This is a genomic window from Pokkaliibacter sp. MBI-7, from assembly GCF_029846635.1.
Taxonomy (GTDB): Bacteria; Pseudomonadota; Gammaproteobacteria; order Pseudomonadales; family Balneatricaceae; genus Pokkaliibacter.
Genome location: NZ_JARVTG010000001.1, coordinates 3,358,044 through 3,382,260 on the forward strand (window position 1 = coordinate 3,358,044; position 24,217 = coordinate 3,382,260).

A 24,217-nucleotide genomic window follows, 5' to 3' on the forward strand; every position below is an offset into this window, starting at 1 on the left:
ATAACTTATGAGCGTTAAACGAATCGAAGGGGACTTCACCAGAGTGACTGGTAGTTACACCATTGTGGTGGCCCGCTTTAATAGCTTTGTGGTGGATAGCCTGCTGGAAGGCGCTATCGATACCCTGAAACGTCATGGCGTGAGCGAAGACAATATTCGCGTTGTCTATGTTCCCGGTGCATTCGAAATCGCACTGGCTGCGCAGAAAGTGGCCGAGCAGAAGCGTGATGACGCCATCATCGCTCTGGGGGCAGTGATCCGGGGTGGTACTCCTCATTTCGAGTATGTCTGCTCTGAATCTGCCAAGGGGCTGACCAAAGTAGGTCTGGATAGTGGTATTCCCGTCATGAACGGCATTATCACTGTGAACAGTATCGAACAGGCCATTGAGCGTTCTGGTACTAAAGCAGGCAACAAAGGCGCTGAGGCCGCTTTGGGCGCGATCGAAATGGTCAGTATGCTCAAGCAGCTGGAGGCAGATGCATGAGCCAGGATAAGCCGGTCAAAAAAGAGGCGTTGGCCAACAAACGGCGTAACGCCCGCCAGTTCAGCCTGCAGGCTTTATATCAATGGAGCTTGGCGGGTGGCAATCTGACCGACATCGAGGTGCAGTTCCGTACTGACAATGACATGTCGAAAACGGATCTGACGCTGTTCCGTGAGCTGTTGCATGGTGTGCCTGCCAAGGTAGCTGAACTGGATGAGCATTTGCAGCCAAAGCTGGACCGTGCTCTGAAAGATCTGGATCCGGTAGAAAAATGCATTCTGCGGATGGGTGCCTATGAGTTGGCTTTCCGTCTCGAAGTGCCTTATCGGGTGGTTATCAACGAGTGTGTTGAGTTGGCTAAGCTGTTTGGTGCTACTGACAGCCACAAGTACATCAATGGTGTGCTGGATCGGGTAGCGCGTGAACTGCGTGCTGCAGAAACGCAGCGCAACAATCGCCCTGCCTGATTCCGGCTTTCATGGCGCTCTCCGAGTTCGATCTCATTCATCGCTTCTTCCAGAGCGAGTCATTGCAGTGTGGGCAGGGCGTCATCCTCGGTATCGGTGATGATTGCGCCCTGCTGAATTTACGCCCCGGTGAGCAGTTGGCGGTATCGATGGATACCATGGTCAGCGGGGTGCATTTTCCCGTTGATGCTGCAGCTGAGGATATCGGCTATCGGTTGCTGGCGGCTAATCTGAGTGATCTGGCCGCGATGGGGGCGGAGCCTGTTTGGTTTACGCTCGCGTTGACGATACCGAGCGTCAATGAAAGCTGGCTTGAGGGCTTCGCGCGCGGTCTGGCGCAGCTGGCGGGGGAGTTTCATCTTTCTCTGGTGGGTGGTGATACCACGCGCGGGCCTCTTACGCTGACGGTGCAGGTGCATGGCCGGATTCCGGTCGGCCAGGCACTGCGTCGTGATGGTGCCTATGCCGGGGATCAGATCTATGTCAGCGGCAGTCTGGGTGACTCTGCTGCCGGATTGGCTCTGGCACTTAACCCTCCTTCCTTGTTATCTCCTAATGATAGTTATCTGCTCGAGCGCTTCTACCGCCCCACTCCACGGGTGGAAATGGGGCGGTTGTTACGTCCCTATGCGTCAGCGGTGATTGATATATCCGATGGTTTGCTGGGTGACCTGCAACATATTCTGCAACGCAGTCATATGGGTGCTGAGCTGGAACTTCAGCATGTGCCGCTCTCGGAGCCGCTGTTGGCGACGATGCCAAAGCAGGATGCGTTGCTGAAAGCGCTGACCGGTGGTGAGGACTTTGAGCTGTGTTTCACAGTTAATCCGGCCGATGAAGCTAACATGCTGCGAGAACTGCAACGCCTGCAGGTGCCACTCACTCGTATTGGCACCATCACTCATCGTACCGGATTGCGCATGGCTCTGGATGGCGAAGAATTTTCTTTACCAGCGCATCTGGGATTTCAGCATTTCTAACCCCATCTTTCCAACGCACCCGCATACGACGACATTATGGCCAAGCATTACCCCCCGTTACCAATCAGTATCTGGCGTCATCCGGCGCATATTCTGGCATTTGGTTTTGGCAGCGGACTGTCACCCAAGGCTCCGGGTACAGTAGGGACGCTGGCGGCTGTCCCCTTTGTCTGGCTGGCGATGCAGTATTCGCTGATGCCTTACCTGATCATTTTGCTGGTGGCGGCGCTGGTTGGTATCTACGTGTGTGACAAAACCGCACGAGACCTCAGAGTGCATGATCACCCCGGCATTGTCTGGGACGAATTTGTTGGCTATGGCATTACCCTGATTGCGGCACCGGATACCAGCTATGTCCTGTTGCTGGCCTTTTTCTGGTTTCGTCTGTTCGATATTGCTAAACCCTGGCCCATTCGCGTGCTGGATGCCAAAGTACATGGTGGCTGGGGCATTATGCTGGATGACATTGTTGCCGGGTTGTTTGCCTGGGTGGCAGTACAACTGAGCTACCTGTTGTGGCAGTTATTTTGAGTGAAGACACTATAGGCCGCGTTTGTGTGGCTGGCGAAGACGTTATAGCCAGCAGTCCTGAACAGGACGGGCAAACGCAACTGAGTTCAAGAGGAAATAAAGCAGTGACGATACGTTATGTCGCTTCATCCCGGTTACCTACGCCGTGGGCGGTGTTTACCATGCATGGCTTTGCAGAGGAGCAGACGGGCAAGGAGCATGTGGTGCTGACGTTGGGCGCTGTGGGTGATGGTGAGCCAGTACTGGGTCGTATCCATTCTGAGTGTCTGACCGGGGATGCCTTATTCAGCTTGCGTTGTGACTGTGGTTTTCAGTTGGAAGCGGCTTTGCAGGCTATCGCTGAAGAAGGGCGCGGAGCATTGCTCTATGTGCGTCAGGAAGGCAGAGGTATTGGTCTGCTTAATAAAATTCGCGCCTATAACCTGCAAGACCAGGGAGCTGATACGGTCGAAGCGAATGAGCGTCTGGGTTTTGCTGCAGATATGCGTGACTACAGTATTTGCATTCCGATGCTGGAGCATCTGAATATCAAATCACTTCGTCTGATGACCAACAATCCACGCAAGGTGAAGGCCATGCAGGGTTTCGGAATCAATATCGCTGAGCGTGTACCTTTGCAGGTGGGACGGAATGTGCACAATGCCCACTATCTGGCGACTAAGGCAGGTAAGCTGGGACATATGTTTGAAGTACCGCTGCAGCACCATCAGGACTGAGAGTGCCAGCCTCCATCAGCCGCCATGCTCTATGGCGGCTGTTTGTCGGATTACTCTGAGATTGCCAGTAGTGCTTCCAGCCGGTGCTTGAGGCTGAGTCGGTCCAGGCCACACCATTGTCGCTGCTGATCGGCGGAGCCATGAGGAATATAACGATCCTCTATGCCCAGGTGAGTAATTCGTCCCGTATACCCCTTGTTTAGCAGATGCTCAGCAACGGCCGATCCAGCACCTCCAGCGATGGCATGCTCTTCAATCGTCACAATCTGTTCGTGAGTCTGCATCCAGCGCTCCAGTAGCTCTGCGTCCAATGGCTTAACAAAGCGCATATCTGCCAGGCTGCAATTCAACTCCAGCGCTGCCTCTTTGATGTCGTGCAGTATCGGGCCAAAGGCCAGCACGGCAATACGTTGACCGTGGTGAAGGGGCCTGGCCTGGCCCAGGGGGAGTTGTGGCAGGCTATGGTCGGGCAGATTGCCTGGGCCATGTCCGCGTGGATAACGTACTGCAGCGGGCCCGGGGTAGTGATAAGCAGTGGTCAGAGCTGCGCGGGTCTCTGCTTCGTCAGACGGGCAGAGCAACAGCATATTGGGAATGCAGCGTAAAAAGCTGATGTCGTAGACGCCCGCATGCGTTGGACCGTCTTCACCGACCAGACCGGCGCGATCAATGGCAAATAATACGTCCAGATTCTGGATGGCAACGTCATGGATCAGCTGGTCATAAGCCCGTTGCAGGAAGGTGGAGTAGATGGCGACGACCGGTTTGGCTGAGGCGCAGGCCATGCCGGCAGCCAGTGTCACCGCATGCTGTTCGGCGATGCCGACATCGAAGTAGCGCTCAGGAAATTGCTGTGAAAAGGCAATCAGGTCGGAGCCTTCGCGCATGGCCGGGGTAATGGCAAGCAGTCGCTGATCCTGTACCGCCATGGCGCAAATCCAGTCACTGAATATACGGCTATATTTCGGCCCCTTGGCGTTAGTCGTACTTGCAGGCTCCAGCTTGGCGATGGCATGGAAGCCGACGGGGTCTGCTTCTGCTGGTGTAAATCCTTTCCCTTTGCGAGTCAGCACATGGATGAGATGCAGACCCGGTTGGTGAATGATGCTATCGAGCTGCTGGGGGAGTTGCGAGAGGTCATGGCCATCAAGGGGGCCGTGGTAGCTGAAGCCTAGGGCGGTGAACAGCTCTCCTGCATGACTGGAGTCCAGGTAGGTGGCCAGACTGCCGACATTAGGTGAAATCGACATATCGTTGTCGTTGAGGATGACCGTCAGGTCTACGCCAGTCTGGGCTGCGTGATTGATGGCCTCGAACGCCATACCAGCAGTAAAGGCACCATCGCCGATGACGCAGACAACCCGGGGTGTTACACCTTCAGGTCGCACAATCTGACGGCCAAAGGCAATGGCCATACCTAATCCGGCACTGATGGATGTGCTCGAGTGGCCAACGCCGAACGCATCATAAGGGCTTTCATCCCGGCTGGGAAAAGGCGCTGGCCCTTCAGCCTGACGGATCTGAACAAGCGCATCACGACGTCCACTGAGGACCTTGTGCGGATAGGCCTGGTGGCCCACGTCCCAGATCAGTTGGTCGTGAGGCAGGTCCAATACATGATGCAGGGCAACGGTTAGTTCGATCACACCTAAGCCTGCACCGAAATGGCCACCACTTTGACTGACGCTCCACAGCAGATAGCGGCGTAGCTGATCTGCCAACAGAGGCAGGGCGTTGCCAGGCAACTGACGAACCGCAGCGGGCTGATCAATCTGGTCCAGCAGCGGAGTGGAAGGGCGTTGCCGCGGAAGTTCGGTCATGCTGTAACTCTGATGTGTCGTCGTCGCTCAGTGATTGCGGCGAACAATATAATAGGCAAGCTCGCGCAGCAGTGCAGCGTGGTCACCCAGTGGGGCCAGGCTGGTAATGGCTGTGTCGATCAACTTTGCCGCGTATTCTCTGGCCTGTTCAAGGCCGAGTAGCGCAGGATAGGTTGACTTATTGTGCTGCAGGTCTGAACCCTGAGGTTTGCCCAGCGTGGCGGTATCGCCCTCAATATCCAGAATGTCATCCTGAACCTGAAATGCCAGCCCAATACAGCGGGCATACTCCTGCAGGCCTGTGCGTATTGCTTCTGTCGGCTGGGCAACCATGGCAGGGCCTTCTACTGCGGCAAGCAGCAAGGCACCGGTCTTATGGCGATGCAAGCGTTCAAGTTGAGGCAGCGTGATTTGCTGCCCTGTGGCCGCCATATCCATCATCTGGCCTGCGACCATGCCGTGCATACCTGCTGCCCGGCTGAGGCAGCGTATAAGTTGTATACGTACTGCGGCAGGTAGGGCGCTCTCTTCGCTGATCAGCTGAAATGCCAGGGTGTTGAGAGCGTCGCCTGCAAGAATGGCAGTGGCCTCTCCATAAGCTACATGACAGGTTGGCTTGCCACGTCGCAGGTCGTCATCATCCATGGCTGGAAGATCGTCATGAATGAGGGAGTAGGCGTGGATGCACTCGATGGCAGCGGCATACGCGTCGAGCAGTTTCGTGTCGACCTTTAATGCCTGTGAGGTGGCATAGCACAATATGGGGCGGATGCGTTTACCGCCGTTGAACAGACTGTATCGCATTGCCTGTGTGAGTAGTTCAGCGCCTGCGTAGTCATCAATGTAGCGCTTGAGCGCCTCATCTACCTGATGCTGCCAGTGTAGTGAGGCTGTTTGCAGTTGGTGCATGTCAGATGTCGTCCTGAAAGGGGGGCTTGCTGACTTGACCATTTTGTTCAAGAACCAGATGTACCCGTTGCTCCGCATCACTGAGTGTCTGCTGGCACTCTCTGGCCAGAGCAATTCCCTGCTCAAAGGCGCTTAGCGACGCCTCCAGGCTGAGGTCTCCCTGCTCCAGCTGCTGCACCAGCGTTTCCAGCTCCTGCAGTGCCTGCTCAAACTCGACTTTCTTTTTGCGTGCCAACCTTAGTCTCCCTTGGCATCTGCCTGAATCACAGGCAAGCTATGACCGCGTGCCATTTTAACGACAATGTGCCCTATAATAACAGGCGTGTGTGCCATGCCTAAGGTATTGCCAAACAACTGTTAAGCCGCAAGGGATCGATCGTACTAATCACGTGGATGAAGTGAAGGGGATGCCGTGGACATAGCAACGCTGGTCGGACTGGTGGGAGCGATGGGTCTTATTGTCGCTGCCATGGTAATGGGTGGAAGTCTCGGCGTCTTTATAGATGTGCCATCTATCCTGATTGTATTTGGTGGAGCGCTGCTGGTCGCACTGATCAAGTTCACTCTGGGTCAATTTCTTGGTGCCGGTAAAACCGCTGCCAAAGCCTTCATGTTCAAGTCGGTCGATCCGAACGTTCTCATTCAGGAAATTGTTGAGGTCGCAGATGCTGCCCGCAAGGGAGGTCTGTTGTCGCTGGAAGACAAACAGGTATCCAGCCCGTTCATGCAGCGGGGTATGCAGCTGCTGGTAGACGGACATGATCCTGAGGTGGTTAGAACGTTACTCAATAAAGAATTACGCCTGTCCAAGGGGCGGCACGAAAGCAGTATCAAGATATTTGAAGCATTGGGTGATGTCGCACCAGCCATGGGGATGATCGGTACCCTGATCGGTCTGGTGCAGATGCTGGCCAATATGAGTGATCCCAAGGCCATAGGGCCTGCCATGGCTGTTGCCCTGCTGACAACACTGTACGGCGCCTTGCTGGCAAGCGTGATATGTCTTCCCATTGCAGACAAGCTGAAAAATCGCAATGAAGAAGAGGCTGAGTGCGGCGCCATTGTGGTCGATGGCTTGCTGGCTATTCAGGCAGGTCAGAACCCCCGGGTTATCGAACAGATGTTGAAGAACTATCTGCCAGAGTCGAAACGCGGCACAGCGGAAGCGTGATAGGGTGGGGCGCCCATGAGCGATGATGTAGAAGAGTGTAAATGTAAGCCTGGCTTGCCTGCCTGGTTGGCAACCTTTGCCGACCTGATGTCCCTAATGATGTGCTTCTTCGTTCTATTACTGTCCTTCTCCGAAATGGATGTGCTGAAGTACAAGCAGATTGCTGGTTCCATGCGCGCAGCGTTTGGGGTGCAGAATCAACTACAGGTGAAAGATATCCCTAAGGGGACCAGTATCATCGCTCAGGAGTTCAGTCCGGGGCGTCCTGAACCTACTCCGCTCAATGAGGTGCGCCAGTTTACTACGGACCAGACACGCAGCACGCTTGACGTGCAATGTGCTCCTGGTCGTGTGGTGAATCCACCGGAAGAGCAGAATGAGGAAAATAATCCGCAGGCTTCTGCGCAGCAGGATAGTCAGCAGCAATCCCAGGAAGACAGGGAGGCTCAGCAGCAGACGGAGGAGACAGCAATCAATGTCGCCTCAGCGCTGAATGCGGAAATCGCCAAAGGCTCCATAGAGGTTGAGACGCAGGAGCAAAAAATCATCATTCGTGTCAAGGAGCAGGGCTCGTTCGAATCAGGGTCCGCAGCAATGAACTATGCCTTTGTGCCTATCATGGCCAAAATTCGCGATGTGCTGCTTGGTGTGCGTGGGCGTATCTCGATTGAAGGGCATACCGATAACGTGCCTATTCATACTGCGTTGTTCCAGTCCAACTGGGCTCTGTCGACTGCTCGTGCTCTGTCAGTCGCGGAGGAATTGTTTTCCGATGGGCGGCTGGATCAGCGTCGGTTTAGTGTGGTGGGGTATGCGGACACCCATCCGTTGGCGCCCAATAATACATCTGCCAATAGAGCTGCCAACCGTCGGGTGGAAATAGTCATTCATCAAGGTAAAGATCTGCAAAGTGACGAACCGTTGGTTACTCCACCACCAACTACCAATGAGGCTGTTCCTCTGGCTCCTCAGGAAATTTTCTAACAGTAATGGTGATGCAGGTGTTGCGTGGATACCTGTCATGACAGTCTGTGCTTTGTCGAGGTTCGGTGATGGATTTGAAGCAGGTGCTCGATACGCTGGCGGATGGCCAGTGGCATTCCGGAGCAGAGCTGGGTGAGGCGCTGGGTGTAAGTCGGGCGGCAGTGTGGAAGCAGCTGCAAAAGCTTGAAGCGCTTGGGCTCGTTTTACATGCGGTGAAAGGGCGGGGCTACCGTCTGGTACGACCGCTCGAGCTGATCGATGTGCTATGGCTGGACTCGACCCTCAAGAGTAATGCCGTGACGCGCGAGTTGCTTACTTTACATTACTTCCTGAGTCTGGATTCGAGTAACAAGACTGCTCTGGAGCTGACGCGGTGCGAGAGTGGACATGGTCACCTCATTATCGCTGAGCATCAGGCGGCAGGACGTGGGCGCCGCGGGCGAGCCTGGGTCAGTCCTTTTGGAGAAAATATCTATTTTTCTCTTATCTGGTCCTTCCAGTCCGGTCTCGCTGCACTGGAAGGTTTGAGCCTGGCTGTCGGGCTTGCACTGGCGCGGACGCTCAGCAAGGCCGGAGTCAGCGGTGTGGGACTAAAGTGGCCGAACGATGTGTTGATTGAGAATAAAAAAGTCGCTGGCATCTTGCTGGAACTCAGCGGCGAGGCTGGCGGTGTTTGCCAGGTGGTCATTGGTGTGGGCGTGAATGTGGAGATGCAGGATCAGATGGAGCAGATCACGCAGCCCTGGTGCAGTTTGCGGTCTTACTTGCCCGAAGGCTATGGGCGTAATCGCCTGCTGGCTGATCTGCTGCAGGAGCTGGTTGCCGTGCTGCAGGTGTTTCAGCGTGAGGGTTTTGTGGCCGTTAAGCAGGAGTGGATGTCGTTTAGCGTTCATCAGGGGCTGGCGGTGCGCTTGCAGGCGGGAGAGCAGTGCACTGAAGGGGTGATGGTGGGGCTTACGGATACAGGCGGTCTGCGCGTTGCCACTGAACAGGGTGAAGAAGTATTTCATGGTGGTGAGGTGAGTGTTCGTGCGCTTTCCACAAGCTGAAGTAGATGTTGGTAATACACGAATTAAGTGGCGTGTTCGCTATGCGATGAATCGGCTGGGACCGGTCATGTATCGACCCAGTGCCGATTCTGCGGTGGTAATGGAGGAGTTGCAGGCTGATGGTGTACGCGCCCTGGCGTTGTCATCGGTGGGTGCGCCTGCTGCCGTGCAGCAGTGGCAGCAATATGCACAGGAATGCCAGTGGTCACTCTATTTGGCAGCCTCTGAGTCAAGTGCAGCGGGGGTTGTAAACGCCTATCGCGAGCCGGGTCGTCTGGGAGTGGATCGCTGGCTGGCTATGGTTGCGGCGCGCAATGCGTACCCCTCTGATTGTCTGTGTGTTTTCAATGCTGGCAGTGCGCTAACTGTCGATTTTGTTGCAGCAGATGGTCGGCATCTGGGTGGCTACATCGTGCAAGGCTGGGCCATGTTGCAGCAGGCCTTGCTGGGTAATACCCAGCGCATTCATGTGCGAGCAGAAATGATGAGCGATACCTTGCCAGGAGATGATACGGATAGCTGTGTGGGACATGGCCGCCTGCTTATGTGGCAAGGTTTTATCAGGCAAATGATTGTGCAGGCTGAGAGCTATTCGGCGGTGTCGCGCTTTGTGGTTGCGGGTGGCGATGCTGATAAGGTGCTACCCGTGCTGCAGGGGCGGTTGTGTGTGCATTGCCCTGACCTGGTACTCGATGGTCTCGCGATCATGGCGAGGTCGGCAGAATGTTAAGACATGCGTGGCTGGTGCTGATTGTTATTAATCTGGCAGTGGCTTGGTGGGGATGGCAGCGTGAGCAGGAAGAGAGCGCGGGCTTGGGTTTGATGCTGCCTGCCTTGGCTGATCAGAGATTGCTAATGGGGCATGAAATGGCTGCAAGTTCGTTGCAGCAGCGGGCCGAGGAAGCGCAGAAGGCATGTCTTGGTGTCATGCTGGGCAGCGAAGCATTGGCGAAAACGTGGTTGGGATGGCTGCAGTCAAAGGGGGTGGCGGCCACGATGGTTCGTTATGCGGAAGCGGCTTCCCCTGATTATTGGGTGTACCTGGAAACGCGGGATGTGACTCAGCGTCAGTCGTGGCTGGAGAAACTATCTGCTGAGGGGATTGATGCCTATGTTATTGATGCTGGGCAGCTTAAGGGGTTTATCTCTATAGGGCGATTTACGCGTAGATCAGCAGCGGACTACGTTCAGGCTACTGTCAGTGCGCTTGGATTAAGGCCGCTAATCTATTCCATTGATCATGCAAGCGAGCAATGGATGTTGCGTGTTGATAGCACTTATGCTGATACATGGGCAGAGATAATTGCTGGGTTGCCGGCTAAAGATCAGCAGCAAATGCAGTTAAGTAAAATTCTTTGTAATTAGGGTATTGCAAGTATCTGATTCCTTGAGTAATATTCGCACCCGCTACGCAAGTGGTGGTGACTAAGCCGGTATAGCTCAGTAGGTAGAGCAACTGACTTGTAATCAGTAGGTCCCGGGTTCGATTCCTGGTGCCGGCACCATTATCTAAGCGCGGTGGGGTTCCCGAGTGGCCAAAGGGATCAGACTGTAAATCTGACGCGTGAGCTTCGGTGGTTCGAATCCACCCCCCACCACCAGCGCGGGCATCGTATAATGGCTATTACCTCAGCCTTCCAAGCTGATGATGCGGGTTCGATTCCCGCTGCCCGCTCCAGTATGCTCATGTAGCTCAGTTGGTAGAGCACACCCTTGGTAAGGGTGAGGTCGGCAGTTCGAGTCTGCTCATGAGCTCCATTGTTTGACGGTGTAACTCAAAGGTTGGCGTTTTGGTGTGGGAAAGTTCTTGCATCGGGTGGTTTAGATATATACCATACGCGTCCGGCTAAATTGAGTGATGACAGGGCAGTAGTTCCAACGGCAGAACGTCGGTCTCCAAAACCGAATGTTGGGGGTTCGAATCCCTCCTGCCCTGCCAATACTCCAGTCGAATCTCTCCTGCCGAAATGGCACACCCCGTAACAAAAGCACTTGAATAGAGGCGCCTGGATGAGTGGGAAGGCAGAAGTTCAGGAATCCAAGCTGGATGGTCTGAAGTGGGTAGTTGTTGCTGCCCTGGTGGCTGTCGGTGTGGTTGGTAATGCAATGTATTCTGAACAATCCCTGTTATACAGGGTAGTTGCGTTGCTTGTTCTGGCTGCTGTTGCGGCTTTTGTTGCTCTGCAAACTGCAAAGGGGAAGTCTTTCTTTGCGTTGCTAAAAGAGGCTAAGACAGAGGTTCGTAAGGTTGTATGGCCAACTCGCCAGGAAACAACTCAGACTACTTTGATTGTTGTTGCAGTGGTTCTGCTGATGTCTTTGTTGTTATGGGCATTGGATTCATTGCTCAGTTTCTTGGTTTCTTTGGTCATCGGTTAAGGAGGTGGCATGGCTAAGCGTTGGTATGTAGTTCATGCGTACTCTGGATACGAGAAAAACGTGATGCGCACGTTGAAAGATCGTATCAAGCTGAATGACATGGAAGAGCATTTTGGCGATATCTTGGTTCCTACTGAGGAAGTTGTAGAGATTCGCAATGGTGTGAAGCGCAAAAGTGAGCGCAAATTCTATCCTGGCTATGTATTGGTTCAGATGGATATGAACGAGGCTGCTTGGCACTTGGTTAAGGAAACGCCTCGTGTAATGGGTTTTATCGGTGGTACTGCAGACAAGCCTGCTCCTATCAGTGATAAAGAGGCGGCTGCTATCCTGCAGCGTGTGGAATCTGTTGTTGATAAGCCCAAGCCCAAGACTGTATTTGAGCCTGGTGAAGCAGTGCGTGTTATTGATGGTCCGTTTGCTGATTTCAGCGGTGTCGTTGAAGAAGTGAACTACGAGAAAAACCGGCTTCATGTGGCTGTTTTAATTTTTGGACGCTCTACTCCTGTAGAGCTGGAGTTCGGTCAGGTCGAGAAGGCTTGATTGGATTGTGCTAGTAAGCGTTCGCCTCGATTGTATCGGGGCTTTTGCTTACCTGTGAAACGGGGAGCCTTCGGGCGCTATTACCCATTGGAGTGAAACATGGCAAAGAAAATTACAGCTTATATCAAGCTGCAGGTTAAGGCTGGTCAAGCTAACCCTAGCCCACCCGTTGGTCCAGCTCTGGGTCAGCACGGTGTTAACATTATGGAATTCTGTAAGGCGTTCAATGCCAGGACTCAAGGTCTTGAGCTGGGTCTGCCTACACCTGTAGTTATTACCGTTTATGCTGATCGTAGCTTCACCTTCATCACTAAGACTCCTCCTGCTTCAATTCTGTTGAAGAAGGCTGCGGGTCTGAAGAGTGGTTCACCGCGTCCCAATACTCAGAAAGTGGGTAAGGTGAATCGTGCTCAGCTTGAAGAAATTGCCAAGGCAAAAATGCCCGACCTGACTGCAGGCGACATGGATGCTGCTGTGCGTACTATCGCCGGTAGTGCTCGTTCTATGGGCCTGGATGTGGAGGGCGTATAAATGGCAAAGCTGACTAAGCGTGCAAAGCTGATCGCTGAGAAAGTTCAGCCTGGCAAACTGTACAGTGTTGAAGATGCTGTAACTCTGCTGGCAGATCTGTCAAAAGTAAAGTTCACTGAGTCCATTGATGTGGCTGTGAACCTGGGTGTTGATCCACGTAAATCTGATCAGGTTGTTCGTGGTTCCACTGTTCTGCCTAACGGTACTGGTAAAACTGTACGCGTGGCAGTGTTCGCTCAGGGTGCCAATGCTGAAGCCGCTAAGGCTGCAGGTGCTGACGTAGTAGGTTTTGATGATCTGGCTGATGCAGTTAAAGCTGGTAATCTGGACTTTGATGTTGTCATTGCTACTCCAGATGCAATGCGTGTAGTTGGTCAGTTGGGTCAGATTCTTGGTCCTCGTGGCCTGATGCCTAACCCAAAGGTGGGTACTGTTACTCCTGATGTTGCTACCGCGGTTAAAAATGCCAAGGCTGGTCAGGTTCGTTACCGTACCGACAAAAACGGTATCATCCACTGTGGTCTAGGTAAGCTGGGCTTTGAGGCGGGTGCTATCAAGGAAAACCTGGAAGCTCTGGTTGGTGATCTGAAGAAAGCCAAACCTTCTACTTCCAAAGGGGTTTACCTGAAGAAGGTAACCCTGTCTACCACTATGGGACCTGGTCTGGTAGTGGATTTGAGCAGCCTGAACGTATAATTCATGTTGCGATCGAACTTTGGGGTCCCTGGATATGTACTGGGGGCCGTCAAAGACCGCAGGTGAGCCTTGGTTCTTAATGTTGCCTGCGCAGATGGTGTCCCGGCTCAACCTTGTTGAGTCTGACCACCAAAAGTGCCCCTGATTTCAGGGGTGTGGTATGGAAATATCCAGGAGAAAGCCCGTGGCTTTGAAACTTGAAGACAAGAAGGCCATTGTCGCTGAAGTCAGCGAGGTGGCTAAAGGCGCGCTTTCTGCCGTGGTTGCTGATGCCCGTGGTGTGACTGTAGAGCACATGACTGGTCTGCGTAAGCAAGCGCGTGAGAATGGAGTTTACGTTCGTGTTGTACGTAACACTCTGGCTCGTCGCGCAATGGAAGGTACCCAATTTGAATGCCTGAACGAGGTTTTCAAGGGGCCAACCCTTATTGCTTTCTCAAATGAGCATCCAGGCGCTGGCGCTCGTCTGTTCAAAGAGTTTGCGAAAGGTAATGACAAGTTTGAGGTAAAGGGTCTGGCTTACGAAGGTAAGTTCATGACTGCAGCTCAGATTGACATCCTGGCAACTCTGCCAACCTACGACGAAGCTGTTGCACAGCTGATGAGCGTAATCCAAGGTGCAACCAGCAAGCTGGCACGTACTTTGGCTGCGATTCGCGACCAGAAAGAAGGCCAAGCCGCTTAATCCTTGTAGGGATAAGTTGCTTAAAGTATCGATTAATCATTTCTGTTTGGCAGAAATGTTATACGTTTAGGAAAGATTCAAAATGTCCGCTATTTCTAAAGAAGATATCATCAACGCAGTTGCCGAAATGTCTGTAATGGACGTTGTAGAACTGATCAAGATGATGGAAGAGAAGTTCGGTGTTACCGCTGCTGCTGCTGTAGCTGCTGGTCCTGCTGCCGCTGCTGAAGCTGTAGAAGAGAAAACCGAATTCGACGTGATCCTGGCTTCTGCTGGCGAAAAGAAAGTTAACGTTATCAAAGTGGTTCGTGCTGCTACCGGTCTGGGCCTGAAAGAAGCCAAAGACATGGTTGATGGTGCTCCTTCTACTCTGAAAGAAGGCATCAGCAAAGACGAAGCTGAAAAGCTGAAGAAAGAGCTGGAAGAAGCTGGCGCCACTGTAGAGATCAAGTAATTTTATTCTTATGGCATTTTCTATTGCCTGACGATACTATTACTAGTTGGGGCTGGTGGCCATCGCCACCGGCCTTTTCTCGCTTAAAATGCAGCCCATGTGGAGCGGCTATCCAAGCTCATTTTCTCAGACAGTCAGTCCGGCCAGAAAAAAGAGATGGCGGTGGCTGTTATTGTCTTTTGAGTCAGGTGCACAAGCTGGGGAACGCTGATGGCTTACTCGTATACTGAAAGAAAACGTATCCGTAAGGATTTCGGGAAACTGCCCCCCGTGATGGATGTGCCATATTTGTTGGCAATCCAAATAGATTCATATCGGAAGTTCCTGCAAACCGGTGTGGCACTGGCTCATCGCAAGGACATTGGCCTCCACGCTGCGTTTAAGTCTGTCTTCCCGATACAGTCCTATTCTGGCAACGCATCGCTGGAATATGTCAGTTATCGCCTGGGTGAACCTGTATTTGACGTCAAGGAATGTCAACTGCGTGGTTTGACCTTCGCTGCACCGCTGCGGGTGAAAGTCCGTCTGGTGATCTTTGATAAAGAGTCACCCAATAAAGCGGTCAAGGATATCAAAGAGCAAGAAGTCTACATGGGTGAAATCCCATTGATGACTGATAACGGTACCTTCGTTGTCAACGGTACCGAGCGTGTAATTGTGTCGCAATTGCACCGTTCTCCTGGTGTGTTTTTCGATCATGATCGTGGTAAGACTCACTCATCAGGCAAGTTGCTTTATTCCGCTCGTATTATTCCTTATCGTGGCTCATGGCTGGATTTCGAATACGATCCCAAAGATTGTGTCTTTGTTCGTATCGATCGTCGTCGCAAACTGCCTGCTACGATTCTGCTACGTGCTCTGGGCTACTCTTCAGAAGAAATTCTGGAGATGTTCTTTGATACCACAACCTTCCGTCTGAGTGCCGATGGCGTGACGATGGAGCTGGTGGCTTCCCGCCTGCGTGGTGAGACACTGAGCTTTGATGTCAAAGATGCATCAGGTAACGTCATTGTAGAGCAGGGGCGTCGTATTACTGCTCGTCATATTCGTCAGCTGGAGAAAACCGGGCTGGACGAATTGGAAGTGCCTATTGAGTATCTGCTGGGCAAGATTTCCGCACGTGATATTTTTGATCCGAGTACTGGTGAACTGATTGCTGAGTGCAACAGTGAAATTACACTGGAACTGCTGGAAAAAATGCTCAATGCTGGCATCGACCGTATCAATGCGTTGTATACCAACGACATCGATTGTGGTCCTTTCATTTCAGATACCTTGGCTATTGATCCGACTCGTAACCAGCTGGAAGCGTTGGTCGAAATCTATCGCATGATGCGTCCTGGTGAGCCGCCTACCCGTGAGGCTGCCGAGACGCTGTTCAATAATTTGTTCTTCGCTCCTGAACGCTACGACTTCTCTGCTGTAGGTCGTATGAAGTTCAACCGCCGTATCAATCGTCTGGATGAGAGCGGTCAGGCCATAGAAACTGGTCCTGGTATCCTCAGTAATGAAGACATCACCGACGTACTGACCACGTTGATCGATATTCGCAACGGTAAGGGCGTGGTGGACGACATCGATCATCTGGGGAACCGCCGTATTCGCTCCGTTGGCGAGATGGCTGAGAACCAGTTCCGTGTTGGTCTGGTGCGTGTTGAGCGTGCAGTTCGTGAGCGTTTGGCATTGGCCGAGTCCGATGGTCTGATGCCGCAGGATCTGATCAATGCCAAGCCAGTTGCGGCAGCGATCAAGGAGTTCTTTGGTTCCAGTCAGCTGTCCCAGTTTATGGACCAGAACAACCCTCTGTCTGAAGTGACGCACAAACGTCGTGTTTCAGCATTGGGCCCAGGCGGTCTGACTCGTGAGCGTGCGGGTTTTGAAGTTCGTGACGTGCATCCGACCCACTATGGTCGCGTATGTCCTATTGAAACGCCTGAAGGTCCGAACATCGGTCTTATCAACTCACTGGCAACCTACGCCCGTACTAACCGTTATGGTTTCCTTGAGAGCCCGTACCGTAAAGTTGTTGATGGCACAGTAACTGAAGAAATCGCCTACCTGTCAGCGATTGAAGAGAGCCAATACGTTATCGCTCAGGCTTCTGCCAAGGTGAACGATGATGGCGCTCTGGTTGATGAGCTGGTTCAGGTTCGTCATCTTAACGAATTTACTGTCATGCCACCTGAGCGCGTCGACTACATGGACGTTTCACCACGTCAGGTTGTGTCTGTCGCAGCTTCATTGATCCCTTTCCTTGAGCACGACGATGCTAACCGTGCCTTGATGGGTTCGAACATGCAGCGTCAGGCTGTACCTACCCTGCGTGCAGACAAGCCGCTGGTTGGTACTGGTATGGAGCGTTATGTCGCACGTGATTCCGGCGTATGTATCGTTGCCAAGCGCGGCGGTGTGATTGAGCGTGTTGATGCCAAGCGTATCGTAGTGCGTGTCAATGAAGATGAGATCATTCCTGGTGAAGCAGGGGTTGATATCTATACGCTGACCAAGTACGTGCGCTCTAACCAGAACACTTGCATCAACCAACGTCCTATTGTGAACGAAGGTGATGTCGTTGAGCGCAAGGATATTCTCGCTGATGGTCCGTCGGTCGATTTGGGTGAACTGGCTCTGGGTCAGAACATGCGTATCGCCTTCATGCCATGGAACGGATACAACTACGAGGATTCCATCCTCATTTCCGAGCGAGTCGTACAGGAAGATCGCTTTACCACTATCCACATTCAGGAACTGACCTGTGTGGCCCGTGATACCAAGCTTGGCCCGGAGGAAATTACTTCCGATATCCCCAACGTGGGTGAGTCTGCATTGGCCAAGCTGGATGACTCGGGTGTGGTATACATCGGTGCTGAAGTAGGTCCTGGCGATATTCTGGTTGGTAAGGTAACGCCCAAAGGCGAAACTCAGCTGACTCCGGAAGAAAAGCTGTTGCGTGCCATCTTTGGTGAGAAAGCATCTGACGTTAAAGATACATCCCTGCGAGTGAAAACTGGCACCTATGGGAAGGTCATCGACGTTCAGGTGTTCACCCGTGATGGAGTACAGAAGGATCAGCGTGCTCTGGAAATTGAGCAGATGCAGCTTGACGAGATCCGTAAGGACCTGAATGAAGAATTCCGTATCGTTGAGCGTGCAACATTCGAGCGTCTGGCCCAGGCTCTTTCTGGTAAGACGGCCGATGGTGGTCCAGGGCTGATCAAAGGTCAGACTATCAGCGATGATTATCTGGCTTCATTGCCTCATGGCGATTGGTTCAAAATTCGTGTAGCTGATGAAGAGTCCATTGAGCTGTTGGAAAAAGCCCAGCAGTATCTGAAGGAGTTCCGTCAGAAGCAGGAAGACAAGTTTGAAGACAAGAAGAAGAAGCTGCAGCAAGGTGATGACCTGGCTCCAGGTGTTCTGAAAATTGTCAAAGTGTATGTTGCTACCAAGCGTCGCGTTCAGCCCGGTGACAAGATGGCCGGTCGTCACGGTAACAAAGGGGTTATCTCCATCATCATGCCGGTGGAGGATATGCCCTATGATGCTGAAGGCAATCCGGTTGACATCGTGTTGAACCCATTGGGCGTTCCTTCCCGTATGAACGTTGGTCAGGTGCTGGAGACTCACTTGGGCGCTGCTGCTCGTGGTCTGGGGCACAAGATCAACGGCATGCTGGAAGCTGAGCGTGAGCGTGTAGAGAAAGTAGCTGAACTGCGTTCTTTCCTTCAGGAAGTCTATAACGCTCCAATAGGTAATCTGGTTTCTGCCAGTCAGGAAGATCTGAACTCTCTGAGTGATGACGAGATTCTTGAGCTATCTGCCAACCTGCGTAAAGGTGTGCCAATGGCAACGCCTGTGTTCGATGGTGCCAAAGAGGCTGAAATCAAACACATGCTGCGCTTGGCTGGTATCGATGATAGCGGTCAGATCAACCTGTTCGACGGTCGTACCGGCGAGCGTTTTGATCGTCCGGTCACAGTCGGCTACATGTACATGTTGAAGCTGAACCACCTGGTTGATGACAAGATGCACGCTCGTTCCACAGGCTCTTACAGTCTGGTTACCCAGCAACCACTGGGTGGTAAGGCACAGTTCGGTGGTCAGCGTTTCGGTGAGATGGAAGTGTGGGCCCTGGAAGCATACGGTGCTGCCTACACCCTTCAGGAAATGCTCACTGTTAAATCCGACGACGTGAATGGTCGTACCAAGATGTACAAAAACATCGTGGACGGTGACCACCGTATGGAGGCCGGCATGCCGGAGTCCTTCAACGTGTTGGTCAAGGAGATTCGCTCGTTGGGTATCGACATCGAGCTCGAGACCGAGTGATTTTCCTGACCAGGTGACAGGATTAGCGGGGGGCCTAACAAGGCTCCCCACGACGAAGTTCCCCAGGGGTACGGCCAATGAAAGATTTGCTGAATCTGTTAAAGAATCAGGCCCAACACCAAGAATTTGACTCTATCCGGATTGGCCTGGCTTCTCCGGATATGATTCGTTCCTGGTCGTTCGGTGAGGTAAAGAAGCCGGAGACCATCAACTATCGTACGTTCAAGCCTGAGCGTGATGGTCTCTTCTGCGCCAAGATTTTTGGTCCTATCAAGGACTATGAGTGCCTGTGCGGTAAGTACAAGCGCCTCAAGCATCGTGGTGTGATCTGCGAAAAGTGCGGTGTTGAAGTTGCTCTGGCCAAGGTTCGCCGTGAGCGTATGGGCCATATCGAGCTGGCTTCTCCAACTGCGCACATCTGGTTCCTGAAGTCCCTGCCAAGCCGTATCGGCTTGCTGCTGGACATGACGCTGCGTGACATTGAGCGCGTGCTGTACTTCGAGTCCTTTGTGGTTATCGATCCCGGTATGACTGACCTTGAAAAAGGCCAGCTGCTGAGTGATGAAGAATACTACGAAATGCTCGAAGAGCATGGCGATGAGTTTGATGCCAAGATGGGCGCCGAAGCTATTCAGGGCTTGCTGCGTGATCTGGATCTTGAGCTGGAAATTCAGCAATTGCGTGAAGAAATTCCGCAGACCAACTCTGAGACCAAGATCAAGAAGTTGTCCAAGCGTTTGAAGCTGATGGAGGCATTTGTTGCTTCCGGCAACAAGCCTGAGTGGATGATTTTGACTGTGCTGCCAGTTCTGCCGCCTGATTTGCGTCCATTGGTGCCGCTGGACGGTGGCCGGTTCGCTACGTCGGACCTTAATGACCTGTATCGCCGTGTGATCAACCGAAACAACCGTCTGAAGCGTCTGCTTGAGCTGGCTGCGCCCGATATTATCGTGCGTAACGAGAAGCGTATGCTGCAGGAGTCAGTTGATGCACTGCTCGACAATGGTCGTCGTGGTCGTGCCATTACGGGTTCGAACAAGCGTCCGCTGAAATCTCTGGCTGACATGATCAAAGGTAAACAGGGTCGTTTCCGTCAGAACCTGCTGGGTAAGCGTGTCGATTACTCCGGTCGTTCCGTTATCACTGTGGGCCCGACCCTGCGTCTGCATCAGTGCGGTCTGCCGAAGAAAATGGCACTGGAGCTGTTCAAGCCTTTTATCTTCCAGAAGCTGGAAGCTCGTGGGCTGGCAACAACCATCAAAGCTGCCAAGAAAATGGTAGAGCGCGAAGAAGGCTTCGTCTGGGATATCCTCGAGGAAGTCATCCGCGAACATCCTGTGCTGCTTAACCGTGCACCTACGTTGCACCGTTTGGGTATTCAGGCATTTGAGCCAGTTCTTATCGAAGGTAAGGCTATTCAGTTGCACCCTCTGGTCTGTGCGGCTTATAACGCTGACTTCGACGGTGACCAGATGGCTGTTCACGTACCGCTGACACTGGAAGCCCAGCTGGAAGCGCGTGCGTTGATGATGTCAACCAATAACGTGCTGTCGCCTGCCAACGGTGAGCCTATCATCGTTCCTTCTCAGGACGTGGTATTGGGTCTGTATTACATGAGTCGCGAGCGTGTAAATGCCCGTGGCGAAGGTCGCATCTTTGCTGACCTTAAAGAAGTTCACAAGGCTTACAACACCTTTGCTGAAGATGGAGCGCGCGCCGTACATCTCCAAGCCAAGATCAAAGTCCGTATCCACGAAGTCATTCGTGATATTCACGGCGGTGTGGAAGAGCGTACACGTATCGCTGACACCACTGTTGGCCGTGCACTGCTGTTTGATATCGTGCCCAAGGGCTTGCCATTTGATCTGATCAACCAGGCGATGAAGAAGAAATCGATCTCTCGCCTGCTGAACGAGTCATATCGTCGTGTTGGTCTGAAAGATACCGTTATCTTTGCTGACCAGCTGATGTATATGGGCTTCAGCTTTGCTGCACGCTCAGGTTCTTCGGTCGGTGTTAACGATTTCGTTATTCCTGATGCCAAGGTCGCGATCATTGATCGTGCTGAGGGTGAGGTCAAGGAAATCGAACAGCAGTTCCGCGATGGTCTGGTAACGGCTGGTGAGAAGTACAACAAGGTTATCGACTTGTGGTCGAAGGCTAACGATGAAATTGCCAAAGCGATGATGGCTACTCTCGGTCGTGAGAAAGTGCTTGATCGCGACGGTAACGAAGTAGATCAGGAGTCCTTTAACTCCGTATACATGATGGCCGACTCCGGTGCTCGTGGTTCTGCAGCACAGATGCGTCAGCTGGGTGGTATGCGTGGTCTGATGGCCAAACCTGATGGCTCCATCATCGAGACACCTATTACCGCGAACTTCCGTGAGGGCTTGAGTGTACTTCAGTACTTCATCTCTACTCACGGCGCTCGTAAAGGTCTGGCCGATACCGCATTGAAAACAGCCAACTCCGGTTACCTGACTCGCCGTCTGGTGGATGTAGCACAGGATCTGGTTGTAGTCGAAGACGACTGCGGAACGGAAGAAGGCCTGATCATGACCCCGGTTATCGAGGGTGGTGATATTGTTGTGCCTCTGGGTGCGCGCGTGCTGGGCCGAGTGGTTGCTCATGACGTATTGGATCCTGCCAGTCAGGATGTGCTGATCAGTCGTGGTACGCTGATCGATGAGGCTTGGGTTGAGCGTCTGGAGAAAGACGAAAACCTGTCTTCTGTCGACGAGATTATCGTTCGTACACCTATCAGCTGCGATACCCGCTATGGTATCTGTGCTAAGTGCTATGGTCGTGACCTTGGTCGCGGTCATCTGGTGAATGCCGGTGAGTCTGTCGGTGTCATCGCTGCTCAGTCCATCGGTGAGCCCGGTACTCAGCTGACCATGCGTACGTTCCACATCGGTGGTGCGGCATCGCGAGCGGCAGCAGTCGACAACATCCAGGTCAAGAATGGTGGTGAGATCCGCCTGCACAACATGAAGTCGGTAAAACGTGACGACGGCGTATTGGTTGTTGTTTCTCGTTCTTCCGAGTTGGGTGTTACGGATGAGCATGGCCGTGAGCGTGAACGCTATAAGCTTCCTTATGGCGCACTGGTAAAAGTGGCTGATGGTCAGCGTGTTGAGCCAGGTGATGTGGTTGCCAACTGGGACCCGCACACTCACCCGATCATTGCCGAGGTCGCTGGCCAGATCGAGTTCGTGGGTCTGGACGATGGTATTACTGTCAAGCGTCAGACCGACGAGCTGACTGGTCTTTCCAGTGTTGAAGTGTTGGAACCTAAAGACCGTCCAGCTGCAGGTAAGGATATTCGTCCCATGATCCGCCTGGTGGATGCAGGTGGTAACGAGCTGACGCTGTCCTCTGGAGCTCCAGCGCAATACTTGCTGCCAGCCAAGGCTGTGTTGAACATCAACAACGGTTCTACCATCAAAGCGGGTGAGGTTGTAGCGCGTATTCCTCAGGAGTCGTCCGGTAACAAGGACATCACCGGTGGTCTGCCGCGTGTTGCTGACCTGTTTGAAGCACGTCGACCCAAAGAGCCTGCCATTCTGGCGGAAGTATCTGGCGTGGTGACCTTCGGTAAAGAAACCAAAGGTAAGAAGCGCTTGGTGATTACGCCGGCTGAGAGCGAGCCTTTCGAGCTGCTGATTCCAAAATGGCGTCAACTGAACGTGTTCGAAGGCGAACACGTTGAGCGCGGTGAAGTCATCGCTGATGGTCCGTCCAATCCTCACGATATCCTGCGTATTCTGGGTGTTGGTGAACTGGCGAAATACATCGTCAATGAAATTCAGGACGTTTACCGACTGCAAGGCGTTGTGATCAACGACAAGCACATCGAAGTTATCGTTCGTCAGATGCTGCGTAAGGTAGATATCACTGATGCGGGTGATACCAATCTGATCAAAGGTGATCAGGTGGAGTACACCCAGATGCTGGAGGCTAATGAAAAGGCCGCCACTGAAGGGCGTTTCCCTGCTAAGTACGAGCGTGTTCTGCTGGGTATCACCAAGGCGTCCCTGGCTACCGAATCGTTCATCTCTGCAGCCTCCTTCCAGGAGACTACACGAGTACTGACCGAAGCAGCTGTCACTGGTAAGAGTGATCATCTGCGTGGTCTGAAGGAGAACGTGGTAGTAGGTCGTTTGATTCCTGCCGGTACTGGTCTGGCCTATCACAATGAGCGCAAGCGTAAGCGTGCTAAAGCTCAAATGGCTCCAGCGGCCAGCCAGGGCCCAACCGCAGAAGAAATTAGTCAGGCTCTGAGCGAAGCGCTGAAACAGCATCAGCTTGAGTCCTGAGCCAGAAAAAGTTGAAGGTCAGGGTGCGCCCTTTATTGTGCGTATCTTGACCTTTTGACTAAGGGTGATTAAAATTTCGCCCCCTCGATGACAGGCTTTTGCCTGTCATTTTATTGAGTGTCTGTAACATAAATTACAGACGAATGACGCCAAACTTGGAGTTTGCTGAATGGCAACTATTAACCAACTGGTGCGTAAACCCCGTAAGCGCGTTGTGGACAAAAGCGACGTTCCTGCTCTGCAGGGCTGCCCGCAACGCCGTGGTGTATGTACCCGCGTTTATACCACCACCCCGAAGAAGCCTAACTCGGCTCTGCGTAAGGTGTGCCGTGTTCGTTTGACCAACGGCTTCGAAGTGACTTCCTACATCGGTGGTGAAGGCCACAACCTGCAGGAGCACTCGGTAGTACTGATCCGTGGCGGTCGTGTAAAAGACTTGCCAGGTGTGCGTTACCACACTGTTCGCGGTGCACTGGATACTTCTGGTGTTAACAACCGTAAACAGGGTCGTTCCAAGTACGGTACCAAGCGTCCTAAGTCTTAATTGCTTAGCACGGTAGTGGCACTCTCTGCCACGGGACTGTAACAGAACATCTTTATATTCCTTTGCCTTGTTGCAAAGGGTGATTACTGGATAAGAGTAAGGTCAGGCCAAAGTTGGTCCTGAGCTCCCCTGAAGAAGGACTTATCATGCCAAGAAGACGCGTAGCGGCTAAACGTGAAGCGCTGCCGGATCCCAAGTTCGGAAGCCTGACATTGGCCAAATTTATCAACCACTTGATGATCAGTGGTAAGAAATCTGTAGCAGAGCGTATTGTTTACGGCGCTCTGAATCGTATCGGTGAGCGTACCGGTAACGATGCTTTGGAAACCTTCACCAAAGCCCTTGAATCGATCCAGCCTCTGGTTGAGGTTAAATCACGCCGCGTAGGTGGTGCTACCTATCAGGTTCCGGTTGAAGTGCGTCCTAATCGTCGTGCGGCCCTGGCCATGCGTTGGTTGGTAGATGCTGCCCGTAACCGCAGCGACAAGTCTATGGCCATGCGTCTTGCCAACGAAATCTTAGATGCTGCTGATGGTAAAGGTGCAGCGGTTAAGAAGCGTGAAGACGTGCACCGTATGGCAGAAGCCAACAAAGCCTTCTCTCACTACCGCTTCTAATCA

At 52.8% G+C, this 24,217-nt stretch carries 23 protein-coding genes and 5 tRNA genes; 25 read left to right on the plus strand and 3 right to left on the minus strand.

What is annotated here, in order from left to right; all coding sequences use genetic code 11:
- Positions 1-7 precede the first annotated feature (7 nt).
- The 5 genes from ribE (at position 8) to ribA (ending at position 3,181) form a co-directional block, all read left to right on the plus strand.
- Positions 8-487, plus strand: a complete 480-nt coding sequence (gene ribE / locus QCD60_RS14895; protein WP_104154398.1) for a 6,7-dimethyl-8-ribityllumazine synthase — start codon at positions 8-10, stop codon at positions 485-487.
- Complete coding sequence (gene nusB, locus QCD60_RS14900) at positions 484-954, plus strand: transcription antitermination factor NusB (protein ID WP_279786607.1); 471 nt, start codon at positions 484-486, stop codon at positions 952-954. Before ribE ends, nusB begins: the two co-directional genes overlap by 4 nt.
- Positions 955-965: 11 nt before the next feature.
- Positions 966-1,934 carry a thiamine-phosphate kinase gene (gene thiL / locus QCD60_RS14905; protein WP_279786609.1) on the plus strand — a complete coding sequence of 323 codons (969 nt, stop codon included), beginning with the start codon at positions 966-968 and terminating at the stop codon, positions 1,932-1,934.
- A gap of 36 nt (positions 1,935-1,970) precedes the next feature.
- Positions 1,971-2,465, plus strand: a complete 495-nt coding sequence (locus QCD60_RS14910) for a phosphatidylglycerophosphatase A (RefSeq protein ID WP_279786611.1) — start codon at positions 1,971-1,973, stop codon at positions 2,463-2,465.
- Between the two features lie 104 nt (positions 2,466-2,569).
- Complete coding sequence (gene ribA / locus QCD60_RS14915; RefSeq protein WP_104154394.1) at positions 2,570-3,181, plus strand: GTP cyclohydrolase II; 612 nt, start codon at positions 2,570-2,572, stop codon at positions 3,179-3,181.
- 50 nt (positions 3,182-3,231) lie between these two features.
- Here ribA and QCD60_RS14920 read toward each other — a convergent pair whose 3' ends face one another.
- From QCD60_RS14920 to QCD60_RS14930, 3 genes are read right to left on the minus strand one after another with little or no spacing between them, the layout of a single operon-like run.
- Complete coding sequence (locus QCD60_RS14920; protein ID WP_279786613.1) at positions 3,232-5,001, minus strand: 1-deoxy-D-xylulose-5-phosphate synthase; 1,770 nt, start codon at positions 4,999-5,001, stop codon at positions 3,232-3,234.
- Positions 5,002-5,028: 27 nt separating this feature from the next.
- Positions 5,029-5,910 (minus strand): (2E,6E)-farnesyl diphosphate synthase, encoded by an 882-nt coding sequence (ispA, locus tag QCD60_RS14925; protein WP_279786615.1) that lies wholly within the window; start codon positions 5,908-5,910, stop codon positions 5,029-5,031.
- 1 nt (position 5,911) lies between these two features.
- Entirely contained in the window at positions 5,912-6,145 is a 234-nt protein-coding gene (locus QCD60_RS14930) for an exodeoxyribonuclease VII small subunit (RefSeq protein WP_104154391.1), read from the minus strand.
- 177 nt (positions 6,146-6,322) lie between these two features.
- On the opposite strand from QCD60_RS14930, the gene pomA reads away from it, so the two are divergent.
- The 20 genes from pomA (at position 6,323) to rpsG (ending at position 24,214) form a co-directional block, all read left to right on the plus strand.
- Entirely contained in the window at positions 6,323-7,081 is a 759-nt protein-coding gene (pomA, locus tag QCD60_RS14935; RefSeq protein WP_104154390.1) for a flagellar motor protein PomA, read from the plus strand.
- Positions 7,082-7,096: 15 nt separating this feature from the next.
- Positions 7,097-8,065, plus strand: coding sequence for a flagellar motor protein MotB (locus QCD60_RS14940; RefSeq protein WP_279786619.1), 969 nt, complete (start codon positions 7,097-7,099; stop codon positions 8,063-8,065).
- A 68-nt stretch (positions 8,066-8,133) separates the two neighbouring features.
- Complete coding sequence (birA, locus tag QCD60_RS14945; RefSeq protein WP_279786621.1) at positions 8,134-9,114, plus strand: bifunctional biotin--[acetyl-CoA-carboxylase] ligase/biotin operon repressor BirA; 981 nt, start codon at positions 8,134-8,136, stop codon at positions 9,112-9,114.
- Positions 9,095-9,844: a type III pantothenate kinase gene (locus tag QCD60_RS14950; protein ID WP_279786623.1), complete on the plus strand. Its 750-nt coding sequence runs from the start codon at positions 9,095-9,097 to the stop codon at positions 9,842-9,844. The genes birA and QCD60_RS14950 overlap by 20 nt, the downstream gene beginning before the upstream one ends.
- Positions 9,838-10,479, plus strand: a complete 642-nt coding sequence (locus tag QCD60_RS14955) for a hypothetical protein (RefSeq protein WP_279786625.1) — start codon at positions 9,838-9,840, stop codon at positions 10,477-10,479. The genes QCD60_RS14950 and QCD60_RS14955 overlap by 7 nt, the downstream gene beginning before the upstream one ends.
- Positions 10,480-10,543: 64 nt before the next feature.
- Positions 10,544-10,619: transfer RNA gene (locus QCD60_RS14960), tRNA-Thr, on the plus strand.
- Positions 10,620-10,631: 12 nt separating this feature from the next.
- Positions 10,632-10,715: transfer RNA gene (locus QCD60_RS14965), tRNA-Tyr, on the plus strand.
- A gap of 2 nt (positions 10,716-10,717) precedes the next feature.
- A tRNA-Gly gene (locus tag QCD60_RS14970) sits at positions 10,718-10,792 on the plus strand.
- 4 nt (positions 10,793-10,796) lie between these two features.
- Positions 10,797-10,872, plus strand: a tRNA-Thr gene (locus tag QCD60_RS14975).
- A gap of 105 nt (positions 10,873-10,977) precedes the next feature.
- Positions 10,978-11,053: transfer RNA gene (locus QCD60_RS14980), tRNA-Trp, on the plus strand.
- A gap of 71 nt (positions 11,054-11,124) precedes the next feature.
- On the plus strand, positions 11,125-11,493 hold the full coding sequence (gene secE / locus QCD60_RS14985; RefSeq protein WP_104154382.1) for a preprotein translocase subunit SecE: 369 nt from the start codon (positions 11,125-11,127) through the stop codon (positions 11,491-11,493).
- A gap of 9 nt (positions 11,494-11,502) precedes the next feature.
- Entirely contained in the window at positions 11,503-12,036 is a 534-nt protein-coding gene (gene nusG / locus QCD60_RS14990; RefSeq protein ID WP_104154380.1) for a transcription termination/antitermination protein NusG, read from the plus strand.
- Positions 12,037-12,135: 99 nt separating this feature from the next.
- Complete coding sequence (rplK, locus tag QCD60_RS14995; RefSeq protein ID WP_279786628.1) at positions 12,136-12,567, plus strand: 50S ribosomal protein L11; 432 nt, start codon at positions 12,136-12,138, stop codon at positions 12,565-12,567.
- On the plus strand, positions 12,568-13,263 hold the full coding sequence (rplA, locus tag QCD60_RS15000) for a 50S ribosomal protein L1 (protein WP_110185677.1): 696 nt from the start codon (positions 12,568-12,570) through the stop codon (positions 13,261-13,263).
- Between the two features lie 184 nt (positions 13,264-13,447).
- Positions 13,448-13,948: a 50S ribosomal protein L10 gene (rplJ, locus tag QCD60_RS15005; protein ID WP_104154375.1), complete on the plus strand. Its 501-nt coding sequence runs from the start codon at positions 13,448-13,450 to the stop codon at positions 13,946-13,948.
- Between the two features lie 82 nt (positions 13,949-14,030).
- On the plus strand, positions 14,031-14,402 hold the full coding sequence (gene rplL, locus QCD60_RS15010; protein ID WP_104154373.1) for a 50S ribosomal protein L7/L12: 372 nt from the start codon (positions 14,031-14,033) through the stop codon (positions 14,400-14,402).
- A gap of 210 nt (positions 14,403-14,612) precedes the next feature.
- The gene (rpoB, locus tag QCD60_RS15015) at positions 14,613-18,731 is read left to right on the plus strand and encodes a DNA-directed RNA polymerase subunit beta (protein WP_279786633.1); all 4,119 of its coding nucleotides are present in this window, start codon (positions 14,613-14,615) and stop codon (positions 18,729-18,731) included.
- A gap of 77 nt (positions 18,732-18,808) precedes the next feature.
- The gene (rpoC, locus tag QCD60_RS15020) at positions 18,809-23,053 is read left to right on the plus strand and encodes a DNA-directed RNA polymerase subunit beta' (RefSeq protein WP_104154369.1); all 4,245 of its coding nucleotides are present in this window, start codon (positions 18,809-18,811) and stop codon (positions 23,051-23,053) included.
- A 169-nt stretch (positions 23,054-23,222) separates the two neighbouring features.
- Positions 23,223-23,597, plus strand: coding sequence for a 30S ribosomal protein S12 (gene rpsL, locus QCD60_RS15025; protein WP_104154367.1), 375 nt, complete (start codon positions 23,223-23,225; stop codon positions 23,595-23,597).
- Positions 23,598-23,743: 146 nt separating this feature from the next.
- Complete coding sequence (rpsG, locus tag QCD60_RS15030; RefSeq protein WP_104154365.1) at positions 23,744-24,214, plus strand: 30S ribosomal protein S7; 471 nt, start codon at positions 23,744-23,746, stop codon at positions 24,212-24,214.
- Positions 24,215-24,217: the final 3 nt, after the last annotated feature.

Coding starts and splice junctions, on each gene's coding strand:
- rplA (WP_110185677.1), top strand. CDS start 12,568: ATGGCAAAGCTGACTAAGCGTGCAAAGCTGATCGCTGAGAAAGTTCAG.
- rpoB (WP_279786633.1), top strand. CDS start 14,613: ATGGCTTACTCGTATACTGAAAGAAAACGTATCCGTAAGGATTTCGGG.
- secE (WP_104154382.1), top strand. CDS start 11,125: ATGAGTGGGAAGGCAGAAGTTCAGGAATCCAAGCTGGATGGTCTGAAG.
- rplK (WP_279786628.1), top strand. CDS start 12,136: ATGGCAAAGAAAATTACAGCTTATATCAAGCTGCAGGTTAAGGCTGGT.
- thiL (WP_279786609.1), top strand. CDS start 966: ATGGCGCTCTCCGAGTTCGATCTCATTCATCGCTTCTTCCAGAGCGAG.
- rpsL (WP_104154367.1), top strand. CDS start 23,223: ATGGCAACTATTAACCAACTGGTGCGTAAACCCCGTAAGCGCGTTGTG.
- rpoC (WP_104154369.1), top strand. CDS start 18,809: ATGAAAGATTTGCTGAATCTGTTAAAGAATCAGGCCCAACACCAAGAA.
- nusG (WP_104154380.1), top strand. CDS start 11,503: ATGGCTAAGCGTTGGTATGTAGTTCATGCGTACTCTGGATACGAGAAA.
- rplL (WP_104154373.1), top strand. CDS start 14,031: ATGTCCGCTATTTCTAAAGAAGATATCATCAACGCAGTTGCCGAAATG.
- ribE (WP_104154398.1), top strand. CDS start 8: ATGAGCGTTAAACGAATCGAAGGGGACTTCACCAGAGTGACTGGTAGT.
- rpsG (WP_104154365.1), top strand. CDS start 23,744: ATGCCAAGAAGACGCGTAGCGGCTAAACGTGAAGCGCTGCCGGATCCC.
- QCD60_RS14920 (WP_279786613.1), bottom strand. CDS start 5,001: ATGACCGAACTTCCGCGGCAACGCCCTTCCACTCCGCTGCTGGACCAG.
- QCD60_RS14910 (WP_279786611.1), top strand. CDS start 1,971: ATGGCCAAGCATTACCCCCCGTTACCAATCAGTATCTGGCGTCATCCG.
- birA (WP_279786621.1), top strand. CDS start 8,134: ATGGATTTGAAGCAGGTGCTCGATACGCTGGCGGATGGCCAGTGGCAT.
- QCD60_RS14955 (WP_279786625.1), top strand. CDS start 9,838: ATGTTAAGACATGCGTGGCTGGTGCTGATTGTTATTAATCTGGCAGTG.
- QCD60_RS14940 (WP_279786619.1), top strand. CDS start 7,097: ATGAGCGATGATGTAGAAGAGTGTAAATGTAAGCCTGGCTTGCCTGCC.
- nusB (WP_279786607.1), top strand. CDS start 484: ATGAGCCAGGATAAGCCGGTCAAAAAAGAGGCGTTGGCCAACAAACGG.
- ispA (WP_279786615.1), bottom strand. CDS start 5,910: ATGCACCAACTGCAAACAGCCTCACTACACTGGCAGCATCAGGTAGAT.